This is a genomic window from Enterobacter sp. Cy-643 (assembly GCF_011752815.1).
Classification (GTDB): Bacteria; Pseudomonadota; Gammaproteobacteria; order Enterobacterales; family Enterobacteriaceae; genus Cedecea.
In genome coordinates, this window is sequence record NZ_VWWV01000010.1 from 42,979 (window position 1) to 67,605 (window position 24,627).

Sequence of the window (24,627 nt, forward strand, 5' to 3'; positions counted from 1 at the left end):
GCAGAAGATGCAGTTCTCTAAAATGCATGGCCTTGGTAATGACTTTATGGTCGTCGACGCGGTGACGCAGAATGTTTATTTCTCTCCGGAGCTGATCCGTCGGCTCGCGGATCGTCATCTTGGCGTCGGCTTCGATCAGTTACTGATCGTGGAGCCTCCTTACGATCCCGATCTGGACTTCCATTACCGGATCTTTAACGCCGACGGCAGTGAAGTTTCCCAATGTGGCAACGGTGCGCGCTGTTTTGCCCGCTTTGTGCGCCTGAAAGGGCTGACCAATAAGCGCGAGATTCGCGTCAGTACCGCCAATGGTAGAATGGTACTGAGCGTGACGGAGGATGAGATGGTGCGCGTCAATATGGGCGAACCCAACTTCGAGCCTTCTCAGGTACCGTTTCGGGCAAACAAAGCAGAAAAGACCTATATTATGCGAGCGGCCGAGCAAACCATTATGTGCGGCGTCGTTTCAATGGGTAACCCGCATTGCGTCATTCAGGTTGATGACATAGAAACCACTGCAGTTGAAAGCCTGGGCCCGGTGATGGAAAGCCATGAACGCTTCCCTGAGCGAGCCAACATCGGCTTCATGCAGGTGGTGAGCCGGGAACACATCCGGCTGCGTGTCTACGAACGCGGCGCAGGTGAAACCCAGGCCTGCGGCAGCGGCGCTTGTGGCGCAGTGGCGGTTGGTATTCAGCAAGGATTACTGGCGGAGCAGGTGCGCGTTGAGCTGCCTGGCGGCCGTCTTGATATCGCCTGGAAAGGGCCTGGGTCACCGCTGTACATGACCGGCCCGGCGGCCCACGTCTATGATGGATTTATACATCTATGAAGAATGCCGAGGAACAGCAAGAAGCCCTTCTTGAGCTTAACGATGTCGCGGTTGCCGAATACTTACAGCGCAACCCCGATTTCTTTATTCGCAATGCCCACCAGGTGGAGAGCATGCAGGTTCCTCACCCGGTGCGCGGCAGCGTTTCGCTGGTGGAGTGGCATATGGCCCGCAGCCGTAACCACATCAATCACCTCGAAGAGAACATGACGCTGCTGATGGAGCAGGCGAGCGCTAACGAAGGTCTGTTCTATCGGCTACTGAAGCTTCAGGGGCGGCTGGCTTCGGCTTCCAGCCTGCAGGAAATGCTGAACCGGCTTCATCGCTGGGCGCGGGACATGGGACTCGCCGGGGCGAATATCCGGCTTTTTGCTGACCGCTGGCGTATCGGTGCGCCATCGGACTTCACGCATCTCGCGCTGAATCGGCAGGCTTTTGAGCCGCTGCGTATTCAGCGTCTTGGCGAAAGCCAGCACTACCTCGGCCCGCTTAATGGCCCGGAACTTTTGTTGGTCTTGCCGCAGGCAAAAGCCATTGGTTCCGTTGCCCTGTCGCTGATGGGTAGCGAAGGCGATCTTGGCGTTCTGCTGTTCAGCAGCCGCGACCCGCAGCATTATCAACAGGGGCAGGGCACTCAGCTGCTGCACGAGCTGGCGCTGATGCTGCCAGACTTGCTGGAGCGTTGGATTGAACGGGCATGACCACTTCCGTTTTAACGCCTCACGTTGATGGTTTTCTTCGATACCTCAAGGTTGAGCGTCAGCTCAGCCCGCTCACTCTCCTGAACTACCAGCGCCAGCTTGCGGCGATTATCTACATTGCCGAAGAGATGAAGCTCACCGGCTGGCAGCAATGCGATGCCGCCGCCGTGCGTTCACTGGCCGTGCGCAGCCGCAGGGCCGGCCTGCAGGCCTCCAGCCTGGCGTTAAGACTGTCGGCACTACGCAGCTTTTTCGACTGGATGGTTAGCCAGGGTGAGCTAAAAGCGAACCCCGCCAAAGGCATCACTACGCCAAAAGCCGGTCGGCATTTGCCTAAAAATATCGAAGTCGATGATGTGAACCATCTGCTGGATATCGATCTGAACGATCCGCTGGCCGTGCGCGACCGGGCAATGCTGGAAGTGATGTACGGTGCTGGCCTGCGTCTTTCCGAACTGGTGAACATGAACTGCGGGCATATCGATCTTTCGACCGGAGAGGTCTGGGTAATGGGAAAAGGCAGCAAAGAGCGCCGCGTACCCGTTGGCCGGAGTGCGGTGACCTGGGTTGAACACTGGCTCGATCTGCGGGAGCTTTTTGGCCCGGACGACGATGCGCTATTTCTGGCGAAGACGGGAAAGCGAATATCCGCCCGCAATGTGCAAAAACGGTTTGGTGAATGGGGTATCAAGCAAGGGCTGAGCAGCCATGTGCATCCCCATAAACTCCGGCACTCTTTTGCCACCCACATACTGGAATCCAGCGGCGATTTACGCGCCGTGCAGGAACTGCTTGGGCACGCCAACCTGTCTACTACGCAAATCTATACCCATCTCGACTTTCAACATTTAGCCTCGGTGTATGATGCCGCGCATCCACGCGCCAAACGGGGGAAATCGTAATGCATTTTTACCGCCCGCTCGGGCAAATTGCTGCTCTGACGTTCGATCTCGACGATACGCTTTATGATAATCATCCGGTGATTCTGCGTACCACTCAGGAGTCGCTGGCCTTTGTGCAGAATTATCACCCAAAGCTCGGCGCGTTTACCGCCCTGGATTTTCATCGCAGCCGTGAGATGCTGCGCGTGAAAGAACCGGAAATTTATCATGATGTCACCGAATGGCGTCGCCGCGCCGTCGAGCAGATAATGCTGGATGCCGGACTTAGCCCGGAAGAGGCCTTTGCCGGTGCCAGTGCCGCCATGGAGAACTTCGCAAAATGGCGCAGCCGCATCGACATCCCACAGGAAACGCACGACACGCTGGCAAAGCTTGCTAAAAAATGGCCGCTGGTGGCGATCACCAACGGTAACGCAGAGCCGCACCTGTTCGGGCTCGACAACTACTTCGAATTCATTCTGCGGGCCGGGCCGGATGGGCGGGCTAAACCTTTCAGCGATATGTATCATACCGCAGCGCAGCGTTTAGGTGTGCCGCTGGAGCAAATCCTGCATGTCGGCGATGACCTGACCACCGACGTGGCGGGCGCCGTGCGCTGCGGGATGCTGTCCTGCTGGATTAACCTGCGCGAAGGCGACCTGATGCAGATAGATGACAGCCGTTTATTACCGCATCTGGAGATTTCGCGGTTGGCATCCCTACTTGCGCTGATATAATCAACAGCAACTCTGTACAAATCACCAGTAGTTGGCTGAGCCAACTCTTTCTCTTTTTCGGCGGTGCCAATGGACGTTTCTTACCTGCTCGACAGCCTCAACGACAAACAGCGCGAAGCGGTTGCCGCCACGCGCAGCAATATGCTGGTGCTGGCCGGGGCGGGCAGTGGTAAGACACGTGTGCTTGTGCACCGCATTGCGTGGCTGATGACGGTTGAAAACTGTTCGCCGTACTCCATCATGGCGGTGACCTTTACCAACAAAGCGGCGGCGGAAATGCGCCACCGTATTGGCCAACTGATGGGCACCAGCCAGGGCGGTATGTGGGTGGGCACCTTCCACGGCCTGGCACATCGCCTGCTGCGCGCGCACCATATGGATGCCAACCTGCCTCAGGATTTTCAAATCCTCGACAGTGAAGATCAGCTTCGCCTGCTGAAGCGCCTGATTAAGGCAATGAACCTGGATGAGAAGCAGTGGCCGCCGCGCCAGGCGATGTGGTACATCAATGGCAAAAAAGACGAAGGTCTGCGTCCGCATCACGTTGAAAGCTACGGCAACCCGGTGGAGCAAACCTGGCAGAAGGTTTACCAGGCCTATCAGGAAGCCTGTGACCGCGCCGGGCTGGTAGACTTTGCCGAGCTGTTGCTACGTGCCCACGAACTGTGGCTGAACAAGCCGCATATCCTGAATCATTACCGCGAGCGCTTTACCAACATCCTGGTGGACGAATTCCAGGATACCAACAGCATTCAGTATGCGTGGATCCGCCTGCTGGCTGGGGACACGGGCAAAGTGATGATCGTGGGCGATGACGATCAGTCGATCTACGGCTGGCGCGGGGCGCAGGTTGAAAATATCCAGCGCTTCCTGAATGACTTTCAGGGCGCACAAACTATCCGTCTGGAGCAGAACTACCGCTCGACGAACAACATTCTGAACGCGGCCAACGCCCTGATCGCCAATAACTCTGGCCGCCTTGGCAAAGAGCTGTGGACCGACGGCAGCGACGGCGAACCAATCTCGATTTACTGCGCCTTCAACGAGCTGGACGAAGCCCGTTTCGTGGTTAACCGCATTAAAACCTGGCAGGAAAACGGCGGTGCGCTGGAGCAATGCGCCATTCTGTACCGCAGTAACGCCCAGTCGCGCGTGCTGGAAGAGGCGCTGCTGCAGGGCAGTATGCCGTACCGTATTTACGGCGGGATGCGCTTCTTCGAACGTCAGGAAATCAAAGACGCACTCTCCTATCTGCGGCTGATTGCCAACCGCAACGACGATGCGGCTTTTGAACGCGTGGTAAATACGCCCACCCGCGGCATTGGTGACCGCACGCTCGACGTTGTGCGACAGACCGCGCGCGACCAGCAGCTAACGTTATGGCAATCCTGCCGCCTGCTGCTGCAGGAAAAAGCGCTGGCCGGTCGTGCGGCGTCCGCGCTGCAGCGCTTTATGGAGCTGATTGATGCGCTCGCCCATGAAACGGCGGATATGCCGCTGCATGTCCAGACGGATCGGGTGATTAAAGATTCCGGCCTGTTCATTATGTATGAGCAGGAAAAAGGCGAGAAAGGCCAGACCCGAATTGAGAACTTAGAAGAGCTGGTGACGGCCACGCGGCAGTTCAGCTACAACGACGAAGACGAAGATTTGATGCCGCTGCAGGCATTTCTCTCCCACGCCGCGCTGGAAGCGGGGGAAGGCCAGGCGGATACCTGGCAGGATGCGGTGCAACTCATGACGCTGCACTCGGCCAAAGGCCTGGAATTCCCGCAGGTGTTTATTGTGGGAATGGAAGAAGGCATGTTCCCGAGCCAGATGTCCCTGGACGAAGGTGGGCGCCTGGAAGAAGAGCGCCGTCTGGCCTACGTGGGCGTAACCCGCGCAATGCAAAAGCTAACGCTGACCTATGCGGAAACGCGCCGCCTGTACGGTAAAGAAGCCTACCATCGCCCGTCGCGCTTTATCGGTGAGCTGCCTGAAAACTGCGTGGAAGAGGTTCGCCTGCGCGCAAGTATTAGCCGTCCGGTCAGCCATCAGCGTATGGGCACGCCGATTGCGCAGAACGATTCTGGCTTCAGCCTGGGGCAGCGCGTACGCCATCCTAAATTCGGTGAAGGCACCATTGTGAACCTGGAAGGCAGCGGGGAGCATAGCCGCCTGCAGGTGGCGTTCCAGGGGCAGGGAATCAAGTGGTTGGTTGCCGCGTATGCACGTCTGGAAACCGTGTAACCTACAGAAATTAATTACAATTTTTTGTGCGTGGGCTACCCTTAATATGTCACTGGCATGAACTTGTTCAGCCGTGTCCCGTTGCGTGTTGACGCCATATTAGCGGTGGCGTAACATGCGCGCACGAATACGCTAAGAGGACACTCGCCTTGGACACACCCAGTAGATGCTGGCTCAATAACCTGTCATCCAGGTACAACTTCTAAGGCTATCCTCTGATGCTGATAGCCTTCGTGGTTGTCAGCGACCTCATGTATTTTCATTCCGTCGCCCCTTGAGTCAGACTGTTTAATGGTCTGAAACCTCTATTGTTTCTGTCTGTGTGCCAACCGAATTGTCCCTGATCTTTTTTTGCATTGGGAGTCCCGGTCATGCTGAGCGCATTTCAACTGGAAAATAATCGCCTTGCCCGCATTGAGCTGGAGGAAACGGATACCCTTGCCAATTCGGTATGGGTCGATCTCGTCGAGCCGGAAGAGAGCGAGCGAGAGCGAGTGCAAACGGAACTTGGCCAAAGCCTGGCAACCCGACCAGAGCTGGAAGACATCGAAGCGTCCGCGCGTTTTTTTGAGGACGAAGACGGCCTTCACATCCACTCCTTTTTCTTCTTTGAAGATGCCGATGACCACGCCGGTAACAGCACGGTCGCTTTTACCATTCGTGAAGGCCGCCTGTACACGCTGCGTGAACGTGAGCTACCGGCGTTTCGCCTTTACCGCATGCGCGCCCGCAATCAGTCCATGGCGGACGGCAACGCGTGGGAGCTGCTGCTGGATCTGTTTGAAACCAAAATCGAACAGCTGGCGGATGAAATCGAAAACATTTATAGCGACCTGGAGCAGCTCAGCCGCGTGATCATGGAAGGGCATCAGGGCGATGAATATGACGCCGCGCTTTCGACGCTGGCGGAGCTGGAAGATATCGGCTGGAAGGTTCGTCTGTGCCTGATGGATACCCAGCGCGCGCTGAATTTCCTGGTGCGTAAGGCACGTTTGCCGGGCAGCCAGCTGGAGCAGGCTCGCGAAATCCTGCGAGATATCGAATCCCTGCTGCCGCATAACGAATCTCTGTTCCAGAAGGTGAACTTCCTGATGCAGGCGGCGATGGGCTTTATCAACATCGAGCAGAACCGCATCATCAAGATCTTCTCGGTGGTTTCGGTTGTCTTCCTGCCGCCAACGCTGGTGGCATCCAGCTACGGGATGAACTTCGAGTTCATGCCTGAGCTGAAGTGGAGCTTTGGCTACCCCGGCGCGATTATCTTTATGATGCTCGCTGGCTTAGCGCCCTATCTCTACTTTAAGCGTAAGAACTGGCTTTAAACCGGTTGCGGCTTTCGTCCTGAAAGCCGCATCTGTCGATAGCATTTATTATCTTGTCTTTGCGATTATCTTGATGGGCAGTTGCTTCTCAGCTTTAGTACTGTGCGAATTGACCATTTATTTTCACGACTTATTTCGGGATTGTCACGGATGTGATCCATCAGGTAATTTCTACAAGAATATTCCTTTTGATCATTAGTAGAGTTGACATAACTCTCCTGATAATCAAATGTGGCCGTGTCATCCATCCCTCGGGCGAGTAACCAGATGATTAAATTTTCTGAGCCATATCTGAATATATAGCTTAATAGATCTATTTTACTGTTCCTCCAAACGTGATGATCTGAGCTCAACAGCTCGATATTTAGAAAGTTTTTATTTTCCTCAATCTTTTTCATGATTTTTTCATCTGCATGGCTTAAGACACTTGTTGCCAAAAGCAGATTTTCATTTTTAGTAGAATGATATGGGAGGGCGTAATTAATAAAGGTTATATTGCCGTAATCTATTGCGTTTATGATATCTTGCTCATCTATTTTTATATAGTTAGCTAGTTCTGGATGTTTTTTGATAAGGAAGTTAAGGCGCTCTACGAGCCATGTATTTTTAGCTGAATAGCGGTTGTTTATTTCGGAAGTGATTTCTTCTACAAGATTATTTTTATCACTTTCATTGAGTTTATGATAATAATCAGCGTAGAGTAGGTTTAATAGTGCTGCGTTTGTATTTTCACGAAGTAATGCGTTTTTGTAAAAGATTATAAACTGAAATGGGACATGTTCCGTCTCGGTGCTTCCAGCCATACAGTCCAGCATAAAGGCAAACGATTTTGCAGGATAAGTTTCAACCTCAGCCATTTCGTTTAGATAATCAAAAGTGATACTATTATTTGAGCATTCATCATTAAATACTTGCTGAAGTTTTTTTATATTCCCTTGTTCCAACGCAGAAAAAATCATTGCGCGGTGATCTTGCTTTAATTTTTCTGAAAAGCAATAAAAATTATATACACAAAGTGATAAGCTAAACAGTATTATGTACGTATAAATGCCAACTTTTTTGGGTAGGTTAATTAACAAGGACAAAGAGGCTGGAAGGAAAGTTATCAGACTCATGGTGATAAAAAAAATCGTATGGGAGCTATAGGGTAAACTATTTGGTGAGAAAAAATAATAGAGTATGTTAACTATTACCAATACATTGACAGATAATATTATTTTGATGAATATAATTTGTTCTTTTTTCTTAAAGATACCATAAATAGTGATTAGTGTATAAATAAAAGGAGTTGTGTAGATAATTGCTATAATTGCAAGGAATATATAAAAATCACTCGATGATGAAAACATTTATTGTCCTTAAATATTATTAATCCATTAATTTTTTACATTATCATGAATAATTCTTCGTCACTACTCCGTATATTGATTTGTGCCTGTTGCTTCACAGGCACATTACTCAAAAAATTAAACTTATAACGGTTAGCGTATTTTATACCTTACGCAGACGCCGCTGGGTATAAATCGCATCGGCAATAAACAGCGCCAGCGCCGCCCAGATAAAGCCAAAAGTAATCAGCTTATCTTCAGTTACCACTTCGCCGTAGAACGTCACCGCCAGCAGGAACATCAGCGTCGGCCCCAGATACTGGAAGAAGCCCAGCGTCGAAAGGCGTAAGCGGGTCGCGGCGGCAGTAAAGCAAAGCAACGGCACCGTGGTGATCACCCCGGCGGCGATAAGCATCAGGTTCAGCGTCCACGGGTTCATTCCCATATGGCTGGTGGCACTGTCGGCGATGCCGAACAGGTAAATGCCCGCGATCGGCAATAGCCATAGCGTTTCAAAAAGCATCCCGGTTTGGGCATCGACGGCAATCTTTTTGCGGATCAGGCCATAGAAAGCGAAGCTGAAGGCCAGACCCAGGCCGATAATCGGCAGCGAACCGAAAGTCCAGAGCTGAACCAGCACGCCACAGAAGGCCAGCAAGACAGCGAGCCACTGCATCCGCCGGAAGCGTTCACCCAAAAAGATCATTCCCAGCAGCACGTTCACCAGCGGGTTGATGAAGTAACCCAGGCTGGCTTCCAGCATGTGCTGATTATTCACCGCCCAGATATAAAGCAGCCAGTTACCGCCAATCAACACGGCGCTTAACGCCAGCGCGAGGATCTTTTTACGGTTCTGGCAGGCGCGTTTAACCTGCGGCCACTGGCGGCAGACAGTGATCAGCGCCAGCATAAAGAAGAATGACCAGATAACGCGGTGGGTCAGGATTTCTGTCGCCGGTACATAGTGAATCAGTTTGAAATATACCGGCGCGATGCCCCAGATAAAGTAGGCCGTCAGGGCAAGCAAGATCCCCTGACGTGTCTGTTTCGGATCCATGAAGAAAACTCAGCAAAAAAATAGTGAGCAAATAATAACAGGGTTTACATCCTTACCCTACCATGTAGGTAGCCGTTGCGCTGGCAATGTGCAGTTGATCCTGGTTATGCAGCTCTACTCGCGCTACCGCAACTTTGTTACCGGCGCGCAACAGGCTGCTGCTGGCCGTGAAGCGCTCTCCGCGGCCCGGACGCAGATAATCCACGCGCAAATCGATGGTGCCCATTTTGGACAGACGTTGACGAAGCTCGTCTTCGGTGATGGTGTCGTGGCGAGTCAGCGTACTGCCTACGCAGACCAGGCCAGCCGCCACGTCCAGCGCGGAGGCAATAACGCCGCCGTGCAAAATACTTTGTGCCCAGTTGCCCACCATCATCGGTTGATTATTAAAACTCAGCTGGGCGAACGCTTTTTCGTAGCGCTCCAGCTCCAGGCCAAGCGCGCGGTTAAACGGCATGTGATACACGAAGATTTCGCCCACCAGCTTGAGGGCGGCTTCTGTGGTCAATACGGGGGAAGACATCGTTCATTCCTCGAACAAATAACGAATAAGTTAACAAAGTGTGTAGTTTATGCTTCTCAATTGTTGCTTTCCACTTTCGGAACCGCAGAGACGTGCTTTGGCCCATCCTGCTGTAAAATGTTTGACGATAAATATTTAGACACTTTTTGTTATGGAGAACGGGACTAATGCTGAAACCTTTGGGGTGGGGAGTCGCCGCGATGCTGCCCTTGACCGCCTTCGCACAAGAAACCACCATCGATAAGATCCACGACAAGCCCGCGGTGCGAGGCAGCATCATTGCCAATCTGCTGCAGGAACATGACAATCCTTTCACGCTGTACCCGTACGACACGAATTACCTGCTGTATACCTGGACCAGCGATATGAACAAAGAGGCAATCAGCTCTTATGACTGGGCCAGCAACGCGCGTAAAGACGAGGTGAAGTTCCAGCTCAGCCTGGCCTTCCCGCTTTGGCGCGGAATTCTGGGGGATAATTCAGTGCTGGCCGCCTCCTATACCCAGAAATCCTGGTGGCAGCTGTCTAACCGCAATGAGTCCTCCCCGTTTCGTGAAACCAACTATGAGCCTCAGCTATTCCTCGGCTTTGCAACGGATGAGACCTTCGCTGGCTGGACATTGCGGGACGTTGAATTTGGCTACAACCACGACTCAAACGGTCGCTCTGACCCTACATCCCGCGGCTGGAACCGTCTGTACGCCCGCCTGATGGCACAAAACGGCGACTGGCAGGTGGAAGTGAAACCCTGGTATGTGGTGGGAAGCGTTGAGGATAACCCGGACATCACCAAATACATGGGTTACTACCAGCTTAAGGTGGGCTATGCGCTGGGCGATGCGATTTTCAGCGTGAAGGGGCAATACAACTGGAACAGTGGCTACGGTGGGGCAGAATTTGGCGTGAGTTACCCGATCTCGAAAAACGTTCGCTTCTATACCCAGGTCTATAGCGGCTACGGCGAATCGCTCATCGATTACAACTTTAACCAGACACGGGTTGGCGTAGGCGTTATGCTAAACGATCTTTTCTAAAGCATTGCAGTTTCTCTTCCAGGCGCTGAAAATGGCGCCTGAATTTTAGGTAGTGGGGATAGCGTGGCACAGGCGGAAGTAATCAATCAGGCGTCACTGGCGAGACAGGTTCTGCAGGATACCTTCGGGTATCAACAGTTCCGTCCGGGTCAGGAAACCATCATCGACACGGTGCTGGAGGGGCGTGACTGTCTGGTAGTGATGCCAACCGGCGGTGGTAAATCCCTGTGCTATCAAATTCCTGCCCTGGTGTTTGGCGGCCTGACCGTAGTGGTCTCACCGCTGATTTCCCTGATGAAAGACCAGGTCGATCAGCTGCTGGCTAACGGCGTGGCGGCGGCCTGCCTTAACTCGACCCAAACCCGTGAACAGCAACTGGAAGTGATGACCGGCTGTCGCACCGGGCAAATTCGTCTGCTGTATATCGCGCCTGAACGCCTGATGATGGACAACTTCATCGACCATCTCAGCAACTGGCAGCTTTCGATGGTGGCGGTGGACGAAGCACACTGTATTTCGCAGTGGGGGCACGACTTCCGCCCGGAATATGCTGCCCTTGGTCAGCTTCGCGAAAGATTGCCTGCCGTCCCCTTTGTTGCATTAACGGCCACGGCGGACGACACCACCAGGCTCGATATCGTGCGCCTGCTCGGGCTTCACGATCCGTTTATCCAAATCAGCAGCTTCGACCGGCCGAACATTCGCTACATGCTGATGGAGAAATTTAAGCCGCTCGATCAGCTCACCCGCTATATTCAGGAACAGCGCGGTAAGTCCGGGATTATTTACTGCAACAGCCGGGCGAAAGTGGAAGACATTGCCGCCCGACTGCAAAGCAAAGGCATCAGCGCCGGCGCTTATCACGCGGGCCTGGAGCATCAGGTGCGCGGTGAGGTGCAGGAAAAATTCCAGCGTGACGATTTGCAAATTGTGGTCGCGACAGTCGCTTTCGGCATGGGCATCAACAAGCCGAATGTGCGTTTTGTCGCCCACTTCGATATTCCCCGCAACATCGAATCTTACTATCAGGAAACGGGTCGCGCCGGGCGTGATGGCCTGCCTGCGGAAGCGATGCTGTTTTACGATCCGGCGGATATGGCCTGGCTGCGTAAATGCCTTGAAGAAAAAGCGCCGGGTCAGCTGCAGGACATCGAGCGCCATAAGCTCAATGCCATGGGCGCGTTTGCGGAAGCGCAAACCTGTCGCCGCCTCGTGCTGCTGAACTACTTCGGCGAAGGTCGCCAACAGTCCTGCGGCAACTGCGACATCTGCCTCGATCCACCTCGCCGCTATGATGGCCTGATGGACGCGCAAAAAGCGCTGTCCTGCATTTACCGCGTCGGCCAGCGCTTTGGGATGGGCTACGTGGTTGAGGTTCTACGGGGTGCCAACAACCAGCGAATTCGCGATCTCGGCCACGACAAACTGAAAATTTACGGTGAAGGCCGCGAGCACACGACGGAACACTGGGTCAGCGTGATCCGCCAGCTCATTCACCTCGGCGTGGTGACGCAAAATATCGCCGCGCATTCGGCGCTGCAGCTCACGGAAGCGGCACGTCCTTACTTGCGTGGTGAAGAGCCGCTGATGCTGGCGGTGCCCCGTGTTGTCGCCATCAAGCCGCGCGCCAGCCAGAAAGTCTTTGGTGGTAATTACGATCGCAAGCTGTTCGCCAAACTCAGAAAGCTGCGCAAATCCATCGCGGATGAAGAAAATATCCCGCCTTATGTGGTGTTTAACGATGCGACGCTGATTGAAATGGCGGAGCAGATGCCGCTGTCTCCCGGCGAGATGCTGGGCATTAACGGGGTGGGGACGCGTAAACTTGAGCGCTTTGGTCGCCCGTTTATGACGCTTATCCGCGACCACGTTGACGGCGTGGATGAAGAGTAGCCTGCCGCGAGGAAAAGTGGCAGGATAATGACTCTTCGAATTATCTGCACGCGAGCTATTCCCTATGTTAATGCTATTTCTGACCGTGGCGCTGGTGCATATCGTTGCCCTGATGAGCCCGGGTCCTGACTTTTTCTTTGTTTCCCAGACAGCCGTGAGCCGCTCTCGCAAAGAGGCGATGATGGGCGTGCTGGGTATCACCGCTGGTGTTATGGTTTGGGCGGGTGTGGCGCTGCTTGGCCTGCACCTGATCCTCGAAAAAATGGCCTGGCTGCATAACATCATCATGGTCGGCGGCGGGCTGTATCTGTGCTGGATGGGCTATCAGATGCTGCGCGGCGCGTTCAAGAAAGAAGCTAAAGGCGAAGACGCGCCAAAAGTCGAGCTGGCGAGCGGTGGGAAGAGTTTTGTGAAAGGGCTGCTGACGAACCTGGCTAACCCGAAAGCGATTATTTACTTCGGCAGCGTGTTCTCGCTGTTTGTCGGCGATAACGTCGGCAGCGCTGAGCGCTGGGGCCTGTTTGTGCTGATCGCGATTGAAACTTTCGCCTGGTTCACGATTGTGGCGAGCCTGTTCGCCTTACCCAAAATGCGTCGCGGCTATCAGCGCCTCGCCAAATGGATCGACGGTATGGCGGGCGCTCTGTTCACCGGGTTTGGTATTCACCTGATCATCTCCCGATAATCAGGCCTGGCGCGCTCCCGCAAGCAGCGCGCCAACCAGCATAAACAGCGAGCCAAAGACCCGGTTCAGGGCTTTCATCTGGCGCGGCCCTTTAATCCAGGCGGCAATCCGTTTGGCCAGGGTCGCATAGCCAATCATCACAATAATATCGACGACGACTGTGGTAACACCGAGCACAACGTACTGCATCGCCTGGGGCTGATGTGGGACGATAAACTGCGGGAACAGCGCGGCCAGAAACACGATGCTCTTCGGGTTGGTCAGGTTAACAAACACCGCGCGCTTGAACAGTTTGCTGCGCGGTTGCGTGGTGGCCAGCGTGTTTAAATCCAGTGCGCCAGCGGCTCTCCATTGCTGGATGCCCAGCCAGATAAGATAGGCAACGCCCGCCCACTTCAGCACTTCAAAGGCCAGCAGCGAGCGTGAAAACAGGGCCCCAAGCCCAACGCCGACCAGTACAATATGCAGCGCCAGCCCGGTTTGCAGCCCGGTAATTGACGCTGCCGCTCCGCGATAGCCGTGGCTGATAGCGGTAGTCATGGTATTGATGGCCCCGGAGCCGGGGGAAAGGCTAAGAATTATTGTGGTTAGCAGATAGGTAAACCACCACTCGAAGGTCATGCGAAACTCCCTGAACGCGCGCTTTTGTGCCACAATACGCTATTGTTGATAAGCGTGCCACGGGCCATAAAAAAACCACAGATACCTGATGCCGACCCCTATGTCTCAGCATAAAAATGGATGGTTAGAACGGGAAGGCGCATTTGCCGCTTTTGCCACGGGTCCACTGACGGACTTCTGGCGTAAGCGCGAAGAGCGCGAATTCACCGGCGTGGATGACGTGCCGGTTCGCTATGTTCGCTTTTGCTCGGCGCAGCACGATCGCGTGATTGTGGTTTGCCCGGGTAGAATAGAAAGCTACGTGAAATATGCTGAGCTGGCGTATGACCTGTTCCACAGCGGGTTTGATGTGTTGATCATCGACCACCGCGGGCAGGGGCGTTCAGGACGGATGCTGTCGGACAGCCACCGTGGCCACGTCGTCAACTTTAGTGACTATGTCGAAGATTTTGACCACTTTTACCAACAGGAAGTGGCGTCAGGGCACTGGCGTAAACGCTACCTGCTGGCCCATTCGATGGGGGGCGCCATTGCCGCGTTATGGTTACAGCAAGCCCCGGCTGCTTTTGATGCGGCCGCGCTCTGCGCCCCGATGTTTGGTATTATTCTGCGCTGGCCGGAATGGATGGTTCGCCATATTCTTGACTGGGCCGAAGGGCATCCACGTATTCGGGAAGGATACGCCATTGGGACGGGCCGCTGGCGTGCGTTGCCGTTTAGCGTTAACGTCCTGACCCACAGCGAAGAGCGGTACCGCCGCAGCCTGCGTTTTTATGCTGATGAGCCAGCATTGCGGGTGGGCGGGCCAACGTTCCATTGGGTACGAGAAGGGATCCTCGCCGGAGAAAAGGTGTTAGCAGGAGCCACTGCCATCACCACGCCGATCTTTTTACTCCAGGCGGAAGAGGAGCGAGTGGTTGATAACCGCGCGCACCAGCAATTCTGCGAAATTATGGTCGCGGCGGGCCACCCTTGTGAGGGGGAAACACCTTACGTCATTGAAGGCGCGTATCATGAGATCCTGTTTGAGAAGGACGCTATGCGAGCCAGAGCATTGTCTGCCGTGCTTGAGTTTTTCGACCGGCATAACTAATTGAAAATATCTCTCCAGAGGCTGAATATCCCTATGTACCACGTCGTTGCTTCAGATTTAGATGGCACCTTGCTGTCTCCCGATCATTTCCTCTCCGCTTATGCGAAAGAAACGTTAAAACTGCTCACCGCTGAAGGCGTTAACTTTGTTTTTGCCACCGGTCGTCACCATATCGACGTGGCGCAAATTCGCGACAATCTTGAGATCAAGGCGTACATGATCACCTCGAACGGCGCGCGCGTGCACGATACCGACGGCAACTTGTTCTTCTCTCACGATCTCGACCACGACATCGCTCAGGACTTGTTTGGCGTGGTGCATAACAACCCGGACATCGTGACCAACGTCTACAAAGGCGACGAGTGGTTTATGAACCGCCATCGCCCGGAAGAGATGAAATACTTCCAGGAGGCCAAATTCAGCTACACCCTGTTTGAACCAGGCCTGCTGGAAGCCGACGGCGTCAGCAAAGTATTCTTTACCTGCGACGATCACGACACGCTGCTGCCGCTGGAACAGGCAATTAACGCCCGCTGGGGTGACCGCGTGAACGTCAGCTTCTCGACGCTGACCTGCCTCGAAGTGATGGCGGGTGGTGTGTCCAAAGGACACGCGCTGGAAGCGGTCTCGAAAGCCATGGGTTACGGCCTGAAGGACTGCATTGCCTTCGGCGACGGCATGAACGACGCCGAGATGCTGAGCATGGCGGGCAAAGGGTGCATTATGGGCAACGCTCACCAGCGCCTGAAAGATCTGCTGCCGGAGCTGGAAGTGATTGGCACCAACGGCGACAACGCAGTGCCACACTATCTGCGCAGGCTGTTCCTCAAGGCTGAATGATGGGTAAATGATGGGTGGTTTATTAATGACCACTCGTCAACTAAATAGTTAAGCCAATGTAGCATCCTCTCAGTACAATGGCGCAATCTTGTTCGTTGTGGATTGCTTATTGTGCCATTACTCATCATTACCACGATTCTGTGGGCCTTCTCGTTTAGCCTGATTGGGGAGTACCTCGCCGGGCATGTGGACAGCTATTTCTCGGTGCTGATGCGCGTTGGCCTGGCGGCGCTGGTGTTTCTGCCGTTCCTGCGTTTTAAAGGTTACCCGCTCAAAACCCTGCTGCTGTATATGCTGGTGGGCGCGCTACAGCTGGGCGTGATGTACCTCTTCAGCTTCCGCGCTTACCTCTATCTCACGGTATCCGAATTCCTGCTTTTCACGGTAATGACGCCGCTGTACGTCACGCTGATTTACGACCTGCTGAGCGGCAATAAACTGCGCTGGGGCTATGCGCTGAGTGCAGGGCTGGCGGTGATTGGCGCGGCGATTATTCGCTACGATAAAGTCAGCGATCACTTCTGGATCGGCCTGCTGCTGGTGCAGGGGGCGAACATCTGCTTCGCTATCGGCATGGTGGGCTACAAGCGCCTGATGGAAACGCACCCGATGCCGCAGCACTGCGCGTTTTCGTGGTTCTATCTGGGGGCGTTTATTGTCGCCGTTGTTGCCTGGTTTGCGCTTGGCAATCCGCAGAAACTCCCCACCACGACGCTACAGTGGGGGATTTTGGTCTGGCTTGGCGTTGTCGCTTCCGGGTTGGGTTATTTTATGTGGAACTACGGCGCAACTCAGGTGGACGCCGGCACGCTCGGTATCATGAACAACGTGCACGTCCCGGCCGGGCTGCTGGTGAATCTTGCCATCTGGCAGGAGCAGCCCCACTGGCCGAGCTTTATTATTGGGGGAACGGTGATAATGGCCTCGCTGTGGGTACATCGCCGATGGGTCGCGCCGCGTTCTTCACAAACGGTAAATGGTCGCAGGCGTGCTGACGCGTCGAGCGAATAAACGCCTCGGTCACCGGCTGGCGCTGTTCGCCGTCACGTACCGCGGCGTAGAGGCGGCTCCATAAACCTTCACCCAGGGTTCTGGTCACAATCAGGCCCTGGTGCTCAAAGCTTTCCACCACCCAATGCGGCAGGGCGGCAATCCCCATCCGCGCCGACACCATCTGAATCAGCAGCAGCGTATTATCGACGTTTTTCAGCGACGGGCTAACCCCTGCGGGCTGCAGGAAATGACGCCAGATATCCATACGCTCGCGCTGTACCGGGTAGATAAGCAGCGTTTCAAGCGTTAAGTCATCAGGCTCAATGCTCTGCTTCTTCGCCAGCGGGTGGTCGGTCGCCATCACCAGGCGCACTTCAAAATCAAACATCGGCGAATAATGTAGCCCGCTGCGCGGCAGAATATCCGATGTCAGAACGATATCCAGCTCTCCCTGCTGCAGCGCAGGCTGCGGATCAAACGTTACGCCAGATTTAAAGTCCATCTCCACCTGCGGCCAGTGCTGGCGGAAATTCTCCAGCGCAGGCGTTAGCCACTGAATGCAGCTGTGGCACTCAATCGCAATACGCAGCCGGGTCTGGTGCGGCTCATTGCAGGCCTGCAGGGCGCGGCCAATCTGCGGCAATACTTGTTCCGCCAACTGCAGCAGGATCTCCCCCTGCGGCGTGAAGCGAAGTGGCTGACTTTTACGGATAAACAGGCGAAAGCCGAGCCGCTGCTCCAGATCGCTGAACTGGTGAGAGAGGGCCGACTGAGTCTGATGCAGGGCGGCAGCAGCGGCGGCCAGCGAACCGCTGTGTCGTAACGCTTGCAGCGTCCGCAGGTGTTTAATCTCGATCATGAAAGTCCTTCACTTCGGCATGAACAAATTGCGCTTGAGGATTATACAGTACCTGCTGATTATAGAAGTGTAAACATCTGGATGGCTAAATACATCGCACCGAATAGAGGAAAGACCATGACAATCCATAATCACACTCTGGGGTTCCCTCGCGTCGGCCTTAAGCGCGAGTTGAAAAAAGCACAGGAAAGCTACTGGGCAGGGAGTACCTCCCGCGAAGAATTACTGGCGGTTGGCCGCGAACTGCGTGCCCGCCACTGGGACCAGCAAAAACAAGCTGGCGTTGAATTACTGCCGGTGGGCGATTTCGCCTGGTACGACCATGTTCTGACCACCAGCCTGCTGCTCGGTAACGTACCGGCTCGTCATCAGAACAAAGACGGCAGCGTCGATATCGATACGCTGTTTCGCATCGGCCGTGGCCGGGCACCAACCGGCGAGCCTGCTGCCGCCGCAGAAATGACCAAATGGTTCAATACCAACTACCACTACATGGTGCCGGAATTTACTAAGGGGCAGCAGTTCAAACTGACCTGGACTCAGCTGCTGGAAGAAGTCGATGAGGTGCTTGCGCTGGGCCATAAGGTAAAACCTGTCCTGCTTGGGCCAGTGACTTACCTGTGGTTGGGCAAAGTGAAAGGCGAACAGTTTGACCGCCTGAGCCTGTTGAAAGATATTTTGCCTGTCTACCAGCAGGTGCTGGCCGAATTGGCGAAGCGTGGCGTTGAGTGGGTACAAATCGATGAGCCTGCGCTGGTGCTGGAGCTGCCAAAAGCGTGGCTGGACGCTTTCAAACCGGCCTATGACGCGCTGACCGGCCGGGTGAAGCTGCTGCTTACCACCTACTTCGAAGGCGTAGGGCCAAACCTGGACACCATCACTGCGCTGCCGGTGCAGGGTCTGCACGTTGATTTTGTGCATGGCAAAGATGACGTGAATGATATCCATAAAAAACTGCCTGCAAACTGGCTGCTGTCGGCGGGTGTTATCAATGGCCGTAACGTCTGGCGCGCCGATCTGACGGAGAAATACGCTCAGCTAAAAGATCTGGTGGGTCAACGTGAGCTGTGGGTGGCATCTTCCTGTTCTCTGCTGCACAGTCCAATCGACCTGAGCGTAGAAACTCGTCTGGATGCCGAAGTTAAAAGCTGGTTCGCTTTTGCGCTGCAGAAGTGTGCCGAACTGTCTCTGCTGACTGAAGCGTTAAACAGCGGGAATACCGCCAAAATTGCTGAATGGAGTGCGCCGATTCAGGCTCGTCGTCAGTCGAAGCGTGTGCACAATGCCGCTGTCAGCGAGCGTCTGGCTAAAATTACCGCTCAGGACAGCCAGCGCCAGAATGCTTACACTGCCCGTGCAGCAGCCCAGCGTGAACGCTTCAACCTGCCGGCCTGGCCAACGACGACCATCGGCTCCTTCCCGCAAACAACTGAAATTCGCGGCCTGCGTCTGGACTTCAAAAAAGGCAAGCTGGACGCGAACAACTATCGCACCGGTATCGCCGAACATATTAAACAGGCGATTGCAGAGCAGGAACGTCTGGGACTTGATGTGTTGGTGCACGGTGAAGCTGAGCGTAACGACATGGTTGAGTATTTCGGCGAGCATCTGGATGGCTTCGTCTTTACTCAGAACGGCTGGGTGCAGAGCTACGGTTCCCGCTGCGTGAAACCTCCGATTGTTATCGGCGATATCAGCCGTCCAGAGCCGATCACCGTTGAGTGGGCCAAATACGCGCAGTCCCTGACCGACAAACCGGTTAAAGGCATGCTGACCGGCCCGGTGACGATTCTTTGCTGGTCCTTCCCGCGTGAAGATGTTTCCCGAGAGACTATCGCGAAGCAGATTGCGCTGGCCTTGCGTGACGAAGTAGCGGATCTGGAAGCCGCAGGTATCGGTATCATCCAGATTGATGAACCCGCTCTGCGTGAAGGTTTACCGCTCCGCCAGTCCGACTGGCAGGCTTATCTGGAGTGGGGCGTGGAAGCCTTCCGTCTGAACGCCGCCGTGGTGCGAGATGACACTCAAATCCACACCCACATGTGCTACTGCGAGTTCAACGACATCATGGACTCCATTGCGGCGCTGGATGCGGACGTGATCACCATCGAAACTTCCCGTTCCGATATGGATCTGCTGGAGGCGTTTAAAGAGTTCGAATACCCGAATGAAATCGGGCCGGGCGTGTACGACATCCACTCTCCAAACGTTCCGGATGTGCAATGGATTGAAGCCCTGCTCAAGAAAGCGGCGGAATCTGTTCCGGCAGAGCGCCTGTGGGTTAACCCGGACTGCGGCCTGAAAACCCGTGGCTGGCCAGAAACCCGTGCGGCGCTGGCAAACATGGTGCAAGCGGCGCAGAATCTGCGCGAGGCTTAATACTAAAACGGAGGTGAGAGCCTCCGTTTTTCACATAGTTAAAATCACGCCCTCATCGCCCTGTTCACTAATGCATGCTAATGCCAGGAATAATGCCCTTACCCTTTTCTGAAAGTCGTATTTATCCAACATTCACCTTGTCACGCTGAATTTTTTCTTGAGAAGCTTACTGCGCGGTTTGTCTTTTTTTTGTGAAATAAAAGGATACTTATGAAGCAGCTAAGCGGTGAAAGCTGGGTGAGTCGATTCCAGGGAAGTAGTGACACGCAAACCCTGAGTCCAATATTCCGGGCAAATGTTAATAATTTTCTAAAAAGCCTTGAAGATGCTGGCGTCAGGATAACTATTTCGGCGACGTTACGTCCGCCGGAAAGGGCATATTTAATGCACTGGTCCTGGAAGCTGGCACGAGGAATGGTTGAACCCGCCAATATTCCTGAAAAATCGGGTGTGGAAATTGAATGGGTGCATAATGGTGCGAACGGAAAGGCTGACAGAAATAAAAGCATTAATGCGGCAAAAGCGATGGTCCGGGCTTATGGTATGTCCAATCTCAACGTTGCTCCGGCGTTAAGGAGCCGACATACGGAAGGTCATGCCATCGATATGACGCTGTCGTGGATGGGTAATCTGCAGATTAAAGATAATAAAGGTGAGACTGTTATTATCAAAACGATGCCCCGTGATGGCATGAACGCTCAATTACATGAAGTCGGGAAAAGCTTTGATGTGATAAAGTATCACGGCGGTGCTAACGATAAACCTCATTGGTCAACGGATGGTCGATAATATGAATAAAAGCCTAATTTTCTGTGCGTTATTCTTTTTGGTTTCCTGCGCTCAGGCTGCGGATAAATATCCAAAAGATGTTACTGAGTTTCTAATAAATGCAGATGACTGCCAGCATTTATCTGGTGAATGGGATTCGAGCTTACCCAAAGAGCAGCAAAAGAATATTGAAAAGCAGGTTAATGTTATCTGTGGTAAAGCAAAGTCGCAGCAAGATGCCCTAAGAGCTCGTTACCAAAATGAAAAAAGTATTCTAGATGTGATTAACGAATACGATTTTTAGATGCCAGGGATATAACGGGCCGTGACGGACGACCCGTTATGTTATGCAGTTCGGGGTAACCGACCGGCTTTACTTCCTTACACCGTACCGTTTAAACCACGCCAGCATCCTTTCCCAGCCATCTTTGGCCGACGCTTCATGGTAGCTCGGGCGATAGTCAGCGTTAAAAGCGTGTCCGGCTTCCGGGTAGACAATGATTTCCGCCCTGGCATTGGCCGCTCTTAGTGCCTGGCGCATTGTCTCAACGCTTTCCTGAGAGATCCCGGTATCCTGACCACCATACAGGCCTAGCACTGGCGCATTAAGATTGACGGCGATATCGACCGGATGGTGATGAGAGTTCAACGTTTTCTCACCCGTCAGCTTGCCGTACCAGGCGACGGCGGCTTTCAGCTGTGGATTGTGCGCCGCATAAAGCCAGGCAATTCGCCCGCCCCAGCAAAAACCGGTGACCATCAGGCGATGCGCGTCGCCACCGTTGCGTGAAGCCCAACTGGCCACATGATCAAGGTCGCCCAGCACCTGGTTATCCGGCACCTTTGAGACAAGGCCGCTTAATAATGTGGGGATATCAGCGAAATCCCCCGCTTCTCCCTGGCGAAAATAAAGCTCCGGGGCGATGGCCAGATAGCCTTCATGCGCCAGCCGGCGACAGAGATCGCGGATATGTTCGTGAACGCCAAAAATCTCCTGAATGACAATCACCACCGGCAGCGGGCCATCGGCATTTTTAGGTCTGGCGTGGTAAGCCGGCATATTGTCGCCCTGACTTGGAATAGACGTTTCCCCAGAAAGAATAGCGTCGTCTGGCGTTAGCAAAGCAGTGGGGGTGATGGGGGAGGCCGCCGGTGCGAAGCCATCGCCCGGTGTGTTATGTGTTGTTTGCTTTTGTTTCATGGTTTTCTCCGAACCAGCATTAGCGCAGTGTGATAACTATAGCCAGGATTAGTAGCAAATCTGGCGGGCAAAAAACGCTGTCAAAGTTCAAAAAATAGCCCGATCGACACTTAATTGTGACTTATGTCTCTTATGTGAATACAAATAATGTAATTTGTTTCATTCAAAGTGAGCGCTATCACGAAATTATGCTCAGGGGTTCTGTAAAGTGTCGCTTTGCTTCTCCTGAAACCTACTCAACAGAGGAGTCTGTTATGTCCAAGTCTGATGTTTTCCATCTCGGCCTCACTAAAAGTGACCTGCAAGGGGCTACGCTTGCCATCGTCCCTGGCGATCCTGAGCGTGTGGAAAAAATCGCCGCGCTGATGGACAAGCCGGTTAAGCTGGCTTCCCACCGTGAATTCACTTCCTGGCGTGCTGAACTCGACGGCAAGCCGGTTATCATCTGCTCTACCGGCATCGGTGGTCCTTCTACCTCTATCGCGGTTGAAGAACTGGCACAGCTTGGCATCCGTACTTTCCTGCGCGTCGGGACTACTGGGGCGATTCAGCCGAACATCAACGTGGGCGATGTGCTCGTGACCACCGCATCTGTTCGCCTGGATGGTGCCAGCCTGCACTTCGCGCCAATGGAATACCCGGCTGTGGCAGACTTCGCATGTACTACTGCGCTGGTTGAAGCGGCAAAAGCCGTGGGCGCAACGACGCATATCGGCGTGACCGCCTCCTCCGACACCTTCTACCCTGGTCAGGAGCGTTACGACACGCTGTCCGGCCGCGTAGTTAGCCGCTTCAAAGGCTCAATGAAAGAGTGGCAGGAAATGGGCGTGATGAACTATGAAATGGAATCCGCCACGCTGCTGACCATGTGCTCCAGCCAGGGTCTGCGTGCGGGTATGGTGGCCGGGGTCATCGTGAACCGTACTCAGCAAGAGATCCCCAATGCGGAAACCATGAAGAAAACGGAAAGCCACGCGGTGAAAATCGTGGTCGAGGCGGCACGTCGCCTGCTGTAGTTTTGCTTTTCCGTTCATAAGGCCGGCGTTCGCCGGCTTTTTTTATGCTTTGCGCACTCCCTTCCGGAAAATCCCTTTTCATCTGGACATTTATACAGCAGAATTTTATTTTGCCGATGTTGATATCGTTTTGGGGGAAGCATGGATAATTCACTGTTGTTTGGGCTAGGCATCGGGCTGGTGGGCTTGCTGACCGGCTGGCTTATCGCCAGTCTGCGAGCGGCGCAGCGGCTGTCGGCTTTGCATGAAGAACAGCGTGAAATCTACGGTGAGCTCACAGCCGCGCGGCAGGAGCTTCAGCAAAACCAGCACTGGCGAGATGAGTGCGACCAGCTTAACCGTGAAGTCCGTGCTCAAATGGAAATTAACAGCGGGCAGGAAGCAGATATTCGTGAGCTGACCACGTTGCTCGAGCAAACCAGGCTCAATGCCGAAGACAAGCATCGCCAAATGCTTAACAGCGAGCAGCGCCTGAACGAGCAGTTTGAGAATCTGGCCCACCGTATTTTTGAGCAAAGCGGGCGTAAGGTTGAAGAGCAGAACCGCCAAAGCCTGAACGTGTTGCTTTCCCCACTTCGAGAACAGCTCGATGGCTTCCGACGCCAGGTCCAGGAGAGTTTTGGCCAGGAAGCCCGCGAACGGCATACGCTGACGCACGAAATCCGCAATCTGCAGCAGCTGAATGCGCAAATGGCGCAAGAGGCGCTCAACCTCACTAAAGCGCTAAAAGGCGACAACAAAACCCAGGGTAACTGGGGGGAAGTGGTATTAACACGAGTACTGGAAGCTTCTGGCCTGCGAGAAGGGCATGAATACCAGACTCAGGTGAACATTCAGCTTGAAAACAACAGCCGCATGCAGCCGGATGTTATCGTTCGCCTTCCTCAGGGCAAAGACGTTGTTATTGATGCAAAAATGACGCTGGTGGCCTATGAACGTTACTTCAATGGTGAAGATGAACTCACGCGTGAAAGTGCGCTGAATGAGCATATCGCCGCTATCCGCAGCCATATCCGCCTGCTGGGGCGCAAAGATTACCAACAGCTGCCGGGGCTACGTTCTCTGGACTACGTGTTGATGTTTATTCCCGTTGAGCCCGCTTTCCTGCTGGCTATCGACAGGCAGCCTGAACTGATTAGCGAAGCGCTGAAAAATAACATTATGCTGGTGAGCCCGACGACGCTGCTGGTGGCGCTGCGCACGATTGCCAATCTGTGGCGCTATGAACATCAAAGCCGTAATGCCCAGCAAATCGCTGACAGGGCGGGGCGCTTGTACGATAAAATGCGCCTGTTCGTGGATGATATGTCTGCGATTGGGCAAAGTCTCGATAAGGCGCAGGATAACTACCGGCAGGCGATGAAAAAACTTTCATCCGGGCGTGGGAATATCCTGGTTCAGGCGGATGCGTTTCGCGGGCTTGGCGTAGAAGTCAAACGTGAGATGAATCCAGATCTGGTCGAACGCGCTCGTCAGGAAGATGAGGATGATTCAGCTCGGTTCGGCCATGAGGGCGAAGAGCCTGAGGCTGAATTCGATGCGTTGTCTTCATCACGCACGGGTGAAGAGCGTTAAACTGAGGCCGAGTAGCACGGTTGAATCATAGGGCTTTCACGCCCATTCTGTTACACT

General features: G+C 53.9%; 23 protein-coding genes and 1 pseudogene. 18 read left to right on the forward strand and 6 right to left on the reverse strand.

Annotation, left to right across the window (positions count from 1 at the left end):
* The first annotated feature begins 7 nt into the window (after positions 1–7).
* From dapF to corA, 7 genes are all read left to right on the forward strand, one after another.
* Positions 8–832 carry a diaminopimelate epimerase gene (dapF, locus tag F3J29_RS21715; RefSeq protein WP_166869194.1) on the forward strand — a complete coding sequence of 275 codons (825 nt, stop codon included), beginning with the start codon at positions 8–10 and terminating at the stop codon, positions 830–832.
* Complete coding sequence (locus F3J29_RS21720; protein WP_166869196.1) at positions 829–1,533, forward strand: DUF484 domain-containing protein; 705 nt, start codon at positions 829–831, stop codon at positions 1,531–1,533. The genes dapF and F3J29_RS21720 overlap by 4 nt, the downstream gene beginning before the upstream one ends.
* Positions 1,530–2,435: a tyrosine recombinase XerC gene (gene xerC / locus F3J29_RS21725; protein ID WP_166869198.1), complete on the forward strand. Its 906-nt coding sequence runs from the start codon at positions 1,530–1,532 to the stop codon at positions 2,433–2,435. The genes F3J29_RS21720 and xerC overlap by 4 nt, the downstream gene beginning before the upstream one ends.
* Entirely contained in the window at positions 2,435–3,151 is a 717-nt protein-coding gene (gene yigB / locus F3J29_RS21730) for a 5-amino-6-(5-phospho-D-ribitylamino)uracil phosphatase YigB (protein ID WP_166869200.1), read from the forward strand. Before xerC ends, yigB begins: the two co-directional genes overlap by 1 nt.
* 69 nt (positions 3,152–3,220) lie before the next feature.
* Positions 3,221–5,383, forward strand: a complete 2,163-nt coding sequence (gene uvrD, locus F3J29_RS21735) for a DNA helicase II (protein ID WP_166869202.1) — start codon at positions 3,221–3,223, stop codon at positions 5,381–5,383.
* A gap of 149 nt (positions 5,384–5,532) precedes the next feature.
* The gene (gene ysgD / locus F3J29_RS22890) at positions 5,533–5,589 is read left to right on the forward strand and encodes a YsgD/CorL family protein (RefSeq protein ID WP_353591484.1); all 57 of its coding nucleotides are present in this window, start codon (positions 5,533–5,535) and stop codon (positions 5,587–5,589) included.
* A 165-nt stretch (positions 5,590–5,754) separates the two neighbouring features.
* Positions 5,755–6,705, forward strand: coding sequence for a magnesium/cobalt transporter CorA (gene corA, locus F3J29_RS21740; RefSeq protein ID WP_166869203.1), 951 nt, complete (start codon positions 5,755–5,757; stop codon positions 6,703–6,705).
* Positions 6,706–6,770: 65 nt separating this feature from the next.
* Here the strand turns inward: corA and F3J29_RS21745 are convergent, their stop codons facing one another.
* From F3J29_RS21745 to yigI, 3 genes are all read right to left on the reverse strand, one after another.
* On the reverse strand, positions 6,771–8,054 hold the full coding sequence (locus tag F3J29_RS21745) for a hypothetical protein (RefSeq protein ID WP_166869205.1): 1,284 nt from the start codon (positions 8,052–8,054) through the stop codon (positions 6,771–6,773).
* Positions 8,055–8,196: 142 nt separating this feature from the next.
* Entirely contained in the window at positions 8,197–9,090 is an 894-nt protein-coding gene (gene rarD / locus F3J29_RS21750; RefSeq protein WP_166869207.1) for an EamA family transporter RarD, read from the reverse strand.
* Positions 9,091–9,142: 52 nt separating this feature from the next.
* Positions 9,143–9,613, reverse strand: a complete 471-nt coding sequence (gene yigI, locus F3J29_RS21755) for an acyl-CoA thioesterase YigI (RefSeq protein WP_008455502.1) — start codon at positions 9,611–9,613, stop codon at positions 9,143–9,145.
* 167 nt (positions 9,614–9,780) lie between these two features.
* Between yigI and pldA the strand changes: the two genes are divergently transcribed.
* From pldA to rhtC, 3 genes are all read left to right on the forward strand, one after another.
* Positions 9,781–10,647 (forward strand): phospholipase A, encoded by an 867-nt coding sequence (gene pldA / locus F3J29_RS21760; protein ID WP_166869209.1) that lies wholly within the window; start codon positions 9,781–9,783, stop codon positions 10,645–10,647.
* Between the two features lie 63 nt (positions 10,648–10,710).
* A complete protein-coding gene (gene recQ, locus F3J29_RS21765; protein ID WP_166869211.1) occupies positions 10,711–12,540 on the forward strand; it encodes an ATP-dependent DNA helicase RecQ in 1,830 nt (609 codons plus the stop codon).
* 64 nt (positions 12,541–12,604) lie between these two features.
* A complete protein-coding gene (gene rhtC / locus F3J29_RS21770) occupies positions 12,605–13,225 on the forward strand; it encodes a threonine export protein RhtC (RefSeq protein WP_166869213.1) in 621 nt (206 codons plus the stop codon).
* On the opposite strand, the gene rhtB is transcribed toward rhtC, so the two are convergent.
* A complete protein-coding gene (gene rhtB, locus F3J29_RS21775; protein WP_008455495.1) occupies positions 13,226–13,846 on the reverse strand; it encodes a homoserine/homoserine lactone efflux protein in 621 nt (206 codons plus the stop codon).
* A gap of 100 nt (positions 13,847–13,946) precedes the next feature.
* On the opposite strand from rhtB, the gene pldB reads away from it, so the two are divergent.
* From pldB to F3J29_RS21790, 3 genes are all read left to right on the forward strand, one after another.
* On the forward strand, positions 13,947–14,939 hold the full coding sequence (gene pldB / locus F3J29_RS21780) for a lysophospholipase L2 (protein WP_166869215.1): 993 nt from the start codon (positions 13,947–13,949) through the stop codon (positions 14,937–14,939).
* A 33-nt stretch (positions 14,940–14,972) separates the two neighbouring features.
* Complete coding sequence (gene yigL, locus F3J29_RS21785) at positions 14,973–15,779, forward strand: sugar/pyridoxal phosphate phosphatase YigL (RefSeq protein ID WP_166869217.1); 807 nt, start codon at positions 14,973–14,975, stop codon at positions 15,777–15,779.
* A 111-nt stretch (positions 15,780–15,890) separates the two neighbouring features.
* Positions 15,891–16,790: a carboxylate/amino acid/amine transporter gene (locus F3J29_RS21790; RefSeq protein WP_008455487.1), complete on the forward strand. Its 900-nt coding sequence runs from the start codon at positions 15,891–15,893 to the stop codon at positions 16,788–16,790.
* Here the strand turns inward: F3J29_RS21790 and metR are convergent.
* The gene (metR, locus tag F3J29_RS21795; RefSeq protein ID WP_166869219.1) at positions 16,678–17,631 is read right to left on the reverse strand and encodes an HTH-type transcriptional regulator MetR; all 954 of its coding nucleotides are present in this window, start codon (positions 17,629–17,631) and stop codon (positions 16,678–16,680) included. The genes F3J29_RS21790 and metR overlap by 113 nt on opposite strands.
* Before the next feature lie 117 nt (positions 17,632–17,748).
* Between metR and metE the strand changes: the two genes are divergently transcribed.
* The 3 genes from metE (at position 17,749) to F3J29_RS21810 (ending at position 21,082) form a co-directional block, all read left to right on the forward strand.
* A complete protein-coding gene (gene metE, locus F3J29_RS21800) occupies positions 17,749–20,010 on the forward strand; it encodes a 5-methyltetrahydropteroyltriglutamate--homocysteine S-methyltransferase (protein ID WP_166869221.1) in 2,262 nt (753 codons plus the stop codon).
* A gap of 210 nt (positions 20,011–20,220) precedes the next feature.
* Positions 20,221–20,799 carry a peptidoglycan-binding domain-containing protein gene (locus F3J29_RS21805; RefSeq protein WP_286175469.1) on the forward strand — a complete coding sequence of 193 codons (579 nt, stop codon included), beginning with the start codon at positions 20,221–20,223 and terminating at the stop codon, positions 20,797–20,799.
* A gap of 1 nt (position 20,800) precedes the next feature.
* Positions 20,801–21,082, forward strand: coding sequence for a hypothetical protein (locus tag F3J29_RS21810; protein WP_286175470.1), 282 nt, complete (start codon positions 20,801–20,803; stop codon positions 21,080–21,082).
* A 69-nt stretch (positions 21,083–21,151) separates the two neighbouring features.
* Here the strand turns inward: F3J29_RS21810 and F3J29_RS21815 are convergent, their stop codons facing one another.
* Positions 21,152–21,979 carry a dienelactone hydrolase family protein gene (locus F3J29_RS21815; RefSeq protein ID WP_166869225.1) on the reverse strand — a complete coding sequence of 276 codons (828 nt, stop codon included), beginning with the start codon at positions 21,977–21,979 and terminating at the stop codon, positions 21,152–21,154.
* A gap of 254 nt (positions 21,980–22,233) precedes the next feature.
* Between F3J29_RS21815 and udp the strand changes: the two genes are divergently transcribed.
* Entirely contained in the window at positions 22,234–22,995 is a 762-nt protein-coding gene (udp, locus tag F3J29_RS21820; RefSeq protein WP_166869226.1) for a uridine phosphorylase, read from the forward strand.
* Positions 22,996–23,136: 141 nt separating this feature from the next.
* A pseudogene (rmuC, locus tag F3J29_RS21825) lies at positions 23,137–24,480 on the forward strand (DNA recombination protein RmuC); the annotation flags it as partial.
* Positions 24,481–24,627 lie beyond the last annotated feature (147 nt).